The 10,980-nt window shown below is 35.5% G+C and carries 13 protein-coding genes; 6 read left to right on the forward strand and 7 right to left on the reverse strand.

The window, feature by feature from the left end:
• The coding region (locus GSY74_RS03135) for an ArsS family sensor histidine kinase (RefSeq protein ID WP_164663657.1) at nucleotides 1-735 on the forward strand (735 nt) is incomplete at its 5' end.
• A gap of 200 nt (nucleotides 736-935) precedes the next feature.
• On the opposite strand, the gene GSY74_RS03140 is transcribed toward GSY74_RS03135, so the two are convergent.
• The 4 genes from GSY74_RS03140 to GSY74_RS03155 form a co-directional block, all read right to left on the reverse strand.
• Nucleotides 936-1,784: a hypothetical protein gene (locus tag GSY74_RS03140; protein ID WP_164663658.1), complete on the reverse strand. Its 849-nt coding sequence runs from the start codon at nucleotides 1,782-1,784 to the stop codon at nucleotides 936-938.
• Between the two features lie 73 nt (nucleotides 1,785-1,857).
• Nucleotides 1,858-2,859 carry a M48 family metallopeptidase gene (locus GSY74_RS03145; RefSeq protein ID WP_164663659.1) on the reverse strand — a complete coding sequence of 334 codons (1,002 nt, stop codon included), beginning with the start codon at nucleotides 2,857-2,859 and terminating at the stop codon, nucleotides 1,858-1,860.
• Between the two features lie 15 nt (nucleotides 2,860-2,874).
• Nucleotides 2,875-3,240, reverse strand: coding sequence for a type II toxin-antitoxin system PemK/MazF family toxin (locus tag GSY74_RS03150; protein WP_223157448.1), 366 nt, complete (start codon nucleotides 3,238-3,240; stop codon nucleotides 2,875-2,877).
• Nucleotides 3,221-3,484 (reverse strand): hypothetical protein, encoded by a 264-nt coding sequence (locus tag GSY74_RS03155; protein ID WP_164663660.1) that lies wholly within the window; start codon nucleotides 3,482-3,484, stop codon nucleotides 3,221-3,223. The genes GSY74_RS03150 and GSY74_RS03155 overlap by 20 nt, the downstream gene beginning before the upstream one ends.
• A gap of 171 nt (nucleotides 3,485-3,655) precedes the next feature.
• Between GSY74_RS03155 and GSY74_RS03160 the strand changes: the two genes are divergently transcribed.
• Together GSY74_RS03160 and GSY74_RS03165 are read left to right on the forward strand one after the other, a co-directional pair.
• On the forward strand, nucleotides 3,656-4,039 hold the full coding sequence (locus tag GSY74_RS03160) for a hypothetical protein (protein ID WP_164663661.1): 384 nt from the start codon (nucleotides 3,656-3,658) through the stop codon (nucleotides 4,037-4,039).
• Complete coding sequence (locus GSY74_RS03165) at nucleotides 4,017-4,322, forward strand: hypothetical protein (protein WP_164663662.1); 306 nt, start codon at nucleotides 4,017-4,019, stop codon at nucleotides 4,320-4,322. The genes GSY74_RS03160 and GSY74_RS03165 overlap by 23 nt, the downstream gene beginning before the upstream one ends.
• A 77-nt stretch (nucleotides 4,323-4,399) precedes the next feature.
• Here GSY74_RS03165 and GSY74_RS03170 read toward each other — a convergent pair whose 3' ends face one another.
• The 3 genes from GSY74_RS03170 to GSY74_RS03180 all read right to left on the reverse strand — a co-directional run bounded on the left by GSY74_RS03170 (nucleotide 4,400) and on the right by GSY74_RS03180 (nucleotide 7,294).
• Entirely contained in the window at nucleotides 4,400-5,551 is a 1,152-nt protein-coding gene (locus GSY74_RS03170; protein WP_164663663.1) for a YjgN family protein, read from the reverse strand.
• Between the two features lie 50 nt (nucleotides 5,552-5,601).
• Nucleotides 5,602-5,922 (reverse strand): hypothetical protein, encoded by a 321-nt coding sequence (locus GSY74_RS03175; protein WP_164663664.1) that lies wholly within the window; start codon nucleotides 5,920-5,922, stop codon nucleotides 5,602-5,604.
• A 70-nt stretch (nucleotides 5,923-5,992) separates the two neighbouring features.
• Nucleotides 5,993-7,294, reverse strand: coding sequence for a (Fe-S)-binding protein (locus GSY74_RS03180; RefSeq protein ID WP_164663669.1), 1,302 nt, complete (start codon nucleotides 7,292-7,294; stop codon nucleotides 5,993-5,995).
• A 138-nt stretch (nucleotides 7,295-7,432) separates the two neighbouring features.
• On the opposite strand from GSY74_RS03180, the gene GSY74_RS03185 reads away from it, so the two are divergent.
• From GSY74_RS03185 to GSY74_RS03195, 3 genes are all read left to right on the forward strand, one after another.
• Nucleotides 7,433-7,846 (forward strand): PleD family two-component system response regulator, encoded by a 414-nt coding sequence (locus tag GSY74_RS03185; RefSeq protein ID WP_164663665.1) that lies wholly within the window; start codon nucleotides 7,433-7,435, stop codon nucleotides 7,844-7,846.
• Nucleotides 7,834-8,970, forward strand: a complete 1,137-nt coding sequence (locus GSY74_RS03190; protein ID WP_164663666.1) for an FIST signal transduction protein — start codon at nucleotides 7,834-7,836, stop codon at nucleotides 8,968-8,970. Before GSY74_RS03185 ends, GSY74_RS03190 begins: the two co-directional genes overlap by 13 nt.
• Nucleotides 8,971-10,980, forward strand: a 2,010-nt coding sequence (locus tag GSY74_RS03195) for a response regulator (protein WP_164663667.1), incomplete at its 3' end; no start/stop codon positions are given.

Below are 10,980 nucleotides of genomic sequence, written 5' to 3' on the forward strand. Positions count from 1 at the left end.
AAAAAGCTCAATAGACAGATTGCAGAGTTTGCAAAAGGTAATATAAATATTAAGATTACAAATAAAAGTGATGATGAGATAGGACAAATAGCCCAAAGTTTTGACGATGCGATTCACTATATTAAGACCCTACTAGAGTCCAAAAATCTTTTTATGCGTAATATGATGCATGAGCTTAAAACCCCCATAACCAAAGGGCGTATCGCTATAGAGATGATTGAAGATGGCAATAGCAAAAAGACACTTATTCGTGCTTTTACTAGGATGAATGAGCTAATTAATGAGTTGGCTAAGATAGAGAGACTTACCACACAGAATTTTCAACCAAAACTCAAAAAAGTCTCTATCCATGATATTATAGATGAAAGCATAACACTGCTTCTATGTAGCAAAGAGAGTCTCTCTATAGATACTCAAAATGAGATATTGATAACAGATAGCAAACTGCTATCACTTGCACTAAAAAATTTAATAGATAACGCCCTAAAATATAGTGAAGATACTCATGCAACGATAATAACTAATAACAAATCCATAAAAGTATCATCAAAGGGTAAAAGTTTGGAGTATCCACTAGAGTATTATCTTGAACCTTTTACGCAAGAGGAGAAGAGAAATATTGGATTTGGTCTAGGATTATATATTGTAAATAATATTACAAAACGACTCGGCTATAAATTACACTATTACTACCGAGATGGCAGTAATGTGTTTGAGCTAAGACTAGAAAATTAAGATTTCTTGTAAAACTTGGAACCGATGGCTTTAGCCCAATGCCAATGAATTAGCGAGGCTGAAGCCATCGGTTCCTTATATGCCATCTGCATTTTCGGAATCGGCGTGTTTACACCCGAACTATTTGGTTCAAAAAAAGCTTAATTCAACGGCATTGGGCTTTAGCCTCGTCATGTTCGGGACTAAAGTCTCCGATTCCGTTAGAGAATTGAGTTAGCGTAAGAGTCTGTACGCACTTTCCACCCTTGTAACCACTTTCGTTCATTGTTTTCTGGTGGCGAGTTTTGAACTCTCTGTTTCAATATAGCATCAGCAGCTCGTGAAAACTCCATAAGTGCAGCAGAACCTTTCTGTACAGGTCTCATAGTTTGTAGAACTTGAAGTAATCCCCAACCCTGACCATTATATTTCTCTGTAGATTTTATCCCTTTGCCTTTGAAATTAATATAGTCAATCAGCGGATACCAACCTCCTGGACTCTGTGCAACTACATTATAGTTTCTCTTAACAAGCTCTGCATCCTGTTTTGATACATGTCCAGCTATCTCAGGAAGAGAAGCTTTTAACCTATCAAAGAAAAACTGTGTCTGTAAATTTTTAGTATTCATAAGAAGATATTTCAACTCAACAAACTGTTTATCTTTTCTAGCTCTCTCAAATGTTGCTCTGTTAGCCCATGGAGCTCCCAAATCTTTCTGCTTTTTTAACCACTCAGGTATCTCAATTTTATTATCCATATAGTACTGAATCATAGCAGGAAAAGTCTCATCAAATCGCTTTGGTTGTCCCTTTGGATACCAGATAAAATGCCCTATACCTAACGATGGAAACACCTCATTTGTAGACCAAAACATCAAATGGTCAGGATTTCCAGATGTCTCGTTCATATATATCTTTTCACTAATTCTATTTAGCTCATAGGTTGTGAGTTTATCAGGGTCTTCATACCCCTCTGGTACACTTGAAACCTCTGTTTTAACCTGCTTGGTACAACCACCAAAGAGAGTAGCTATAATAGCTATAGCAACTGCAAATTTTAAAATTTTCATTTTATCTCCTAAATTTTTCTTTAAGTATAGGGGAAAAATGCTAATAATTTAGTTAAGATTGTGGATTAAATTTTTATTTATTAAAACTCTTAAAATATTCAATCCGTTCTTGTGTCAAAGGATGAGAGGTTATAAGCCCAACCATAGAGCTATTTTCATCCATACCATGCTCCTTTGCTAACTCCTCAAAGAGGTTAGCCATATAGATAGTAGAGACATCTAGCTTCTGCAACTCTTTGACCGCATGAGCATCAGCCTCTCTCTCAAAATCTCTACTATAACCACTACTAATAAGAACCGTTGGAACAGCTGTCACCAAGATAGATATATCTCCTGTCATATACCCAATAATTGCACCTGATAGAGCTGTTTTTATCGCCATTCGCAGAGAGTGCTTCTCCACCACATGCCCCTTCTCATGAGCCAAAACTCCAAGAATATCTCTAAACTCATCATCCCTACTCAAAGCAACCAATTGGTCAGTCAAAACAATATCTCCAGATGGCAATGCAAACGCATTTGCCCCCATTTTGATTGATGACCTAAAGTGAAGGCTGTAACGACTATCCTCTTTTGTGAGGCTGTCAAAATGTGCTTGGATAATCATTCTATTTTTATCAGATAATTTAGTAGGAGATAGATACTCATCTTCTAACTCATTCATTGCCATAACACTAACCTCATCAAGTGTACTTTGGGGAAGTACAGAGGCTACAATATGAGCAGTATAAGAAGCACCTGTTGTCAGCATAAACCAAACAAAACCCACCGTTACCAAAACAGAACCCAAAGTTAATCCCCATGAACTCTCTATCTTGTGTGTTTTAGACTTCTCAATATTAAAATCTAGCAATATCTGGTCTATCTTATCATTCTCTCTACTCTTGCATCGCACACCATCTGGAAACTCCAAAACTCGAGGAGTATTACCAAGTCGAGACTCTACCTCAATATCATCTAATGCGACATCTATACCATGAGAGTCTATCTTAACACGCCGTCCAAAGGTAAACTCAATAGTAACACTATGCTCTTTTGAGCTTTTACCATCATACAATACTGCTTCAATTAACATCTATAACCTTTCAAACTAATCAACAACAAGCTTATATCGTACAGACAAAGTTTGTGCAACAATAGAGTGAACCACAAACAGTAACTCACTATCAATCACTCCTATTTTTTTGATAAATCTTTTTGTTGATAGATTACGAATCTGAAAAGTGTCAATAGCTGAATCTTTTGTTAGATGATTATCTTTTGTCGGTTCACACTTAACCATCCAAGGAACGAAACTATAAGTCTCACTCCACCCTGTAATAGGTAAAACCGTTTTAGATTTGAGCTTTCCTATCGTATCATCTCCAATCACAAGGCAAGGTCTAGTCTTATTTATCTCTGTACCTATTGTTGGATTCAGATTAACCAACCATATTTCAGACTGTTTTATAGTCATAAAAATCCTCCTCAAAATCAAGCCAATCTGTTAGTTCAGGATTATTTTCGTACTCTTGTTCCATCAAACTTACAGCTTTTCTCCATCTCTCTATCTCTTTCTGTTCCACATAAGCTTTTAGAGCCTCTTTATATATAGCTGACATGGTTGTCTGAAACTCATTTTTGAGTGCATAGAGTTGCTCTTTGAGTTCATAAGGGATGGTAACCGTAATTTTTTCTGCTTTTTGTGCTGAAAGTGTCATATTATTATCCTTATTTTTTTCCTTATTATAATAGAATTGATAGGATATGTCAATATGCTATTACAACCATAATTTATAAAAAGTAGAGACAAGGTACGCCTTGTTTCCTAAACCTTTATATTTTTTTGCTAAAATAATAAAAACAAACAACCCAAAATTAGGAGTGAAATTATGATTGAGATGTTTATGCCATTTGACAATGAAATCAATATGCAAAACTATATCCACAACCTAGAGAGTAGTAAGCAAGAAATTACACAAGATATTGATAATCCAAGCGTGATCACTCAACTTTTGCTTCTCTCCCAAGCATATACTTTTTTTGATGATTTAAAAAAATACTACTATCACATGGAACTAAGCAATGAACAGATTGAAAATTTTGTTTTGGCACTTGATGACCTTATAGATGAGTTTGAAGATGTACAAAATATGACCTCTGCAAATCAGCTCAAAAAAGATTATTATGAAAAAGCTGATAGTTTTTATACTCTTTTGGTCAATCTACAAACTGAATTGGGTTTCTATTTGAGTGATAGAAAATATGGAGTATAGTTATGAAAAATCCTTTCTAAAGCAGAAAGGAAAACTTGTTAAAAAAGCTCTGTTGAGTGAGGAGCAGATAACAAAAACAATTGAACTCTACAAAAAAGAGAAAACAGCTACCCAACTCTACTACCACTCTATCTGTTGCAAACGAGACAAACACCGAAAAAGTATCGCCGTACTAGAAACAGGACAAGGATACAAGATACTTTTATCAGAGCATAAAACAGTGGTCAATTTTATTTTTATTGGAACTCATGCCAAATATGATAGACTCAATAAAGATTGTTAGTAAAGACAATGGCAGTGCTTTTAAGCCCATAGATAGATTTATGAAATTTCTTTTTGGTGGGCATAAATGCAACCACCCTACAACCCAATATCTATATCAAAAAAATCAACCGTCTCTTCCCCAATAGTTGACCCCTGAACATATCCATGCGACTCAAACTGTTCATAGTCCACACATCTAAAATAGGTATGTTCTAGTTTATATTTGATATAACGAACTTTTGTCCACGGATAGAGTAGACCCAAAGAGAAGATAATAGCCAAGATATTAGTAAGCGAAATCCAACCTAACTTTACAGGACTCATTATCCCTTTGAGATTTGCTCTGTCTAGAGTGGTATTGTCACGAACAAAATTTGAATGATAACCATCACTTAGACCTTTTTGAAAAAATATAAGAGGAAGATAGATAGCAAATATACCCAACATAGGAATCAACATATCCATCATAGATATTTCAGCTTCACCTTCGCTCTCTGTTCCAACTTGTGAAAGAGTTATTATCTCTTCTGCTCCACTCCCTCCAAAGATAGCAGGTATTAAAATCGCCACAACCACACCTATTGCAATACCAATCAAAATCATCCACCCTGTAATCTTAAAATAGATACTATATACATCTCCCACCTCTCCACTAAAGTGGAAATCACCGTCTCCATAGTGTGAATTGTTGATGAGTAGCTCTTTGAACTTTACATATATATAACCAACTAAAAGAAATATAACTATCATATTCACAAATGGTACAAATGAAGCTATACCCGCAAGGATAATAAAAAGAAGAGCGTTAAAAATAAAAAATTTATAAAATTTCCAAGTAGTTCCAGTATATCGAAATGGAACATTGCGATAAGAGGTATTTCTAAGTTTGAAGCTAACAGCCTGACGAATCAACCAAGGCATTACGAGAAACGCAATAAGGGCTATCACCCCTGCAACCTCCATCATCACTAGATACTCAAAGAAGATTATAAAGATAGCATAAATTCCAAATACAATTAGCCGACCTATAAGGATTCGCTTGGGCTCTGCATTGTACTCAAAATTTGAACCATTTAGATATGTATTGGCATAGAAGTAACGATTTGTCCGCACCTTTGCCCATGCTGAATATATGCCTAGTGTGAGGATAGTCAATGCGATATTAACTATCCAGATACGAAAAAACTCTTTTCCACTTCCCTCAAAAGAGAATGGTAGATATTGTACCTCTTTGTTTTCTGCTTCCATCTGTTACCCCTAGTAAAACTATGTAACAGATTGTAGCATATTTTTCTGTATTATTGCCAATCCAACTGTTCAGGTTGGTCTTTGAACTTCTCTGTTATAGGTATCTTGACCTCTGTATTTCTTGGAACATTCATACCTAAGCCCTTGTTGGCTTTTTGAATTATCTTATAATCATTGGCATCACCGTAATATAGCTTGGCAAGTTTTTTAAGTGTAGTAGCAGAACTAACCCTAGTTACGGTATATGGAGTATGCTCAACTCTTGCAGGAACCTCATCTAGTGGTTTTCCCTCTTCTGCCAATAGAGTTGTTACACCCAAAGATAGTATCAATGACAAACCTAAACTCAGTGTCAATAATTTTTTTTTCATTATTTTTTCCTTTTTAATTTATGATGATTTATTATACTATTGAAAGACTTATAATCTTTATATTTACCCTCTATTTACTGTTATTTCTTAAAGCATCAGCAATCAACTCCACAGGATTTTTAAATACCACATCTACATCTGCTTGATGCAGTGAATTACTTATCTGCATACGACATGCTGAACACTCTGCACTGACTATCGTCGCACCTGTCTCACCTATCATTGCTGCCTTTGGTTTTCCTGCAAGTTCTGCAAAATGGTACTTCTCTGTCTGCATGGTTACTCCACCGAAACCACAACATCTATCACTCTCACTCATCTCTTTTATCTCATAGTTTTGAGATAATAAAGCTCTTGGCTCTTTGTGGATACCTTGTACTTTTTTGGCATGACATGCATCATGATAGGTGATAGTCTCTTGGATGGTTTTCCCTTTTTTAGCCAGTCTCTCTTTGAGGTCAGTTTTTTGCTCTAGCCATTCGGTTGCCATGAAGATTTTCTCACCCAGTTTTTTAGCTCTTTTAGCCCAATCTTCCATACCATGATTGTTAAAAAATATCTCCCAATCATGTTTAATCATAGCCGAACAGGTAGCCTCTGGGATAATAATCGCTTCAACATCATCAATAAAGGTTTCAAAATACTCAATATTTTTTTTGGAAAGTGTCTCTACTGTATAGAAATCACCTGTAAAATAAGCAGGAGCCGAACAGCATAGTTGGTCTTTTGGGATAAACGCATCTATGCCAATCTCCTCTAGTATCTCGATAAGTCCATCACCAATATCTGTATAGTTATAGTTAGCCAAACAACCAATAAATATCGCAACCCGTCTCTTGCCACCATGAGTTATCTCTTCTGGGTATTTGTTCATAAAACTAGTTTTGCCAAGAGAGGGGAGCAGTCGTCCACTTTTAATAATAGGCATGGGAAAACGAGGTATCATCCCACCTCTTTTGGTATCATCTTTGAATCCACAGGTTCTAAATGTATAACCAAGTTTCATCATAATATCCATCAGTTTTCGGTGACGAAGAAGTGTAAAAAATGCTTTTTTGAACCAAGCTATTCCAAACTTCTCTGCTATATCAGCTCGAACCTCTTCTATCACCATATCGGTAGGCAAATCATTGGGGCAGACATCGGTACAGGCAGTACAGAGAAAACAGCTCTCAAAAATATCTTTTGCATTTCTATCTAACTCTAAATTTCCTGCTTGATACTGACCTAATAACTCTATAAACCCTCTTGGAGATCTTACCTCATCTGCATTTATCTGATGAATAGTACAGACAGGAATACACTTACCACACTTCACACACGCATCACTAGTTTCACTAAAATTAAAAATATCTTCTACACTTTTCACTATTCACTATTCTCGTTTCACTAATTTTCCATAACTATATCAGAAAATAGTAAAAAATAGATTTTTAAATGCAGTGATTAATTAACTGAACTTAAATTACTTTAAGGTATAATTAAGCTGAAATTAAATTAAGGAGTGGTCATGAACTGGAATAACTTAGGGGACTGCAAACTATTAATTGCTGATGATGATGCTTTTAATAGACAACTTATAGTAGCTCTTTTAGCAAGAGTACCAAATATAAAAGTTATTGAAGCAAGTGATGGTCTAGAGGCACTTAAGATACTAAAACAAAATAATATTGATATGATTCTACTAGATTATCATATGCCTAGGATGAATGGAGAGGAGTTACTCAAAAAGATGAAAAGTGTGGCAGAACTCTCAAAAATACCTGTTACTATCATAACAACAGATGAATCAGAGATGAGACACCTCTATACGCTAGGTGCTAACAATTTTATTCTTAAACCTTTTGACTTTAAAGAACTTAGACTCTGTATATATAAACATCTACAAAAAATAGAGGGGAACCATAATATATGCAGAGTCTAATTATAAACGCTTACTCCATAAAAGATTTGACTAAAAAGATAGATACTACTCTTGAAAAGAGTTTCGAACCCTCCTTAGCTTTTATATATGCATCTCCTAAATATAATATTAGAAAACTAGTAGTAGAGCTAAACTCCTACAAATTTTTAGTATTTGGAGCCACAACAGCAGGTGAAATTTTTGCTGATGAGGAGCATGGGGTTAATGAGACAGAGGAGAGTATCGTCTGTATGTTACTTGATATTAACCCATCCGCTATTGCACTTAAACTTCTACAGGTTGAACATGATAGATATTATGAGATAGGTGAATGGATTGGGAGTTGGGCAAACAAAATATTCTCTAAACCAGCTATTATAACTGTTACCTCTGGTCTAGCTTTTGACAATGATGCCTATACACAAGGGGTAGAATCAAAAGAGATAGAGTATGTTTTTGGTGGAGCTGCTGCTGATGATTTGATACTTGAAGATACATTTATATTCTCCAAAGATAACTTCTCAAATCATGGTGTTGTCGCCCTAGCTATAGATATGGAGAGAGTCAATATCACTGGTGCTAGAGCATTTGGATGGCGAGGTATAGGCAAAGAGAGGATTGTTACCAAATCAGATAAAAATATTGTCTATAAAATAGACGATAAGTCAGCAATTGACTTCTATAAAAGCTATCTTGATATTAGCAATGAGGATATGCCTCAAACAGGCATAGAGTATCCACTAGAGGTGACCATGCGAAATGGACAGGTGGTCTATAGAGCTGTACTTGAACTTGATGAGGAGAATGGTGCTTTGGTTTTTGCTGGACATGTTGAGGAGAAATCACGAGTGAGACTCTCATCTCCTACAGGTAAATCTATTATCGAGCATGTTGGTAGGAGTATCACAGATGCAATAGGAGACTCATGTGAGTTCAGTGCAGATATTGCACTGGTTTTTCCGTGCTGTTCGAGAAAACAGGTGCTTGGTGAGTTGGCTATAGAGGAGATAGAGAGTGCTTTTAAGGCTAGTAAAGCACCGCTTATTGGTTTTTTTGCTTACGGAGAGATTGGAGCATTCCCAGGTGGATATGGATTTCATAATGAGACATTTGTAACAGCACTTTTAAGCGAAAAGGAGAGATAGGTGCTTATAGAAAATATAAGGGAATCAATAAAGGAAATTCCAAATTTTGATAAAAAAGATTCACTTCTACAGAAGATTGACTACCTACAAAAAGAGACTCAAAAACTAGAGAAAAGATATAAAAAAGCCAATAGAGACAGACTATCTGCTGCTCATCTTTTGACAAAAGTAAATGAGGAGTTAGAGGAGTCACTAAGCAATGAGAAACGCTTTATAGCCTCTGTGAGTCATGAACTTAGAACACCACTAACTGGTATTTTGGGATATAGTGAGCTTCTAGGTGATACTGAACTGGATAATCGACAGAAGAAATATCTATATAGTATTGTTCAGAGTTCAAATCATCTACTTGCTCTTGTCTCTGACCTCTTGGATGTTGCAAAACTCGGAGACAATAGAATAGAACTCTCTCCGAAGGAGATTGATTTTGATGAGATTTTAAATGATTGTGCCAATCTGATTAAATCAAAACTATCTAATAGTATAGATTTTATAGTGGATATACCTATGTTGGAGTATAAACTAAAAGCAGATGATAAAAGGGTAAAACAGATTTTTATCAATCTACTCTCAAACGCTGCTAAGTTTACCACGGACGGCTCTATTAGATTCTATATTAAAGAGTTGGAGGAGTTAAAAGAGAAGAGGCTAAAAGTAGTTGTAAATATAGATGATACAGGAGGAGGTATCCCAGAAGAGATATCAGATACACTATTTGACCCATTCCAATCAACGGATAAGACACAAGGCACAGGTCTCGGACTCTTTATCTCTCGGCAGTTTGCGGTGATGATGGGTGGAGATATTACTGTCAAGTCAGAATCTGGAGTAGGAAGTAGCTTCTCTGTAACACTTGTTTTGGATAGATGTATCAAAAAAGAGCTTGGAAAAGCACTTAACAATACAAGTATTATGTCGTTTCATAAGCGAGGTGAGTTTGTAGAAAATCTCTCCAAAAAGTTCATTAACCTCGGTGTTAATTTTCAAAATCATGATATTTCGAGTGAAAATATAACCTCAGCACTGGTTCATATGGTAGCAAGTGGTAAGTTTTATGATATTGCTATATTTGATATTGATGTGTTTAAAGAGAGTACAGCAAGTATCGCAGGAACACTCAAAAGAGTAAATCCAAATATAAAACTACTTGCCCTTGGTGATGAGAACAGAGAGAAGTGTCTGCAAATTTTTGACAAAGTTCTTAGCAAACCAATTAGATATCAACGGCTTATAAAAGAGGCTGAAGATCTTTATACTAATGAGTTGAAAAATAAGAAGGAGATAGACTACTCCAATTTGGACATACTCATTGTTGAAGATGTTGAACTAAATAGAGAGTATGAAAAAGAGATGCTCAACAACTTCTTCTCTATCAAGTGTGATACAGCCGAAAATGGTAAAATCGCTGTTGAGAAGGTAAAGAAAAAGAGATATGATGCAATACTAATGGATATGAGAATGCCTGTTATGGATGGTCTTGAAGCGACAAGGAAGATACGAACTTTTGATAAAGAGATACCAATTATCTGTATGAGTGCTAATGTCTATAAAGAAGATAAGATTGCAGCTGAAGAGTCTGGAATGAATGATTTTATAGAAAAACCTCTTGAGCGAATTGATATTGAGAGTAAGTTACTAAAACTTATTAATAGTGAGTTTCAAACTGATAAGGTAGAGCAGATAGAAGATATTACCATTGAGAATGATTTAAGGTCTATTGCACAATTACATCTGGAAAAAAGTTTTAATGATAAGACAGCTAAGAGGCTTTTTAATAAAGCTATGGAGAGTATTGAAGCCTACTCTAAAAGAGTTGAGAGTAATTTTGAGAAGAGAGATACCAAAGAGCTTATAGAAGATTTTCATGCCCTCAAAGGAGTACTATTTAATCTTGGGTTAAATGAGATTGCAAAAGAGGCTGGTGAGCTTCAAAAATTGTCTGAATTTGGAGATTTTCAAGCCATTATAGAACCTAAAGAAAAATTCATGAAAACCGTAGGTCGGGGTGTC

Source organism: Sulfurovum sp. bin170 (assembly GCF_010892395.1).
In the GTDB taxonomy this organism is placed as follows: Bacteria; Campylobacterota; Campylobacteria; order Campylobacterales; family Sulfurovaceae; genus UBA1140.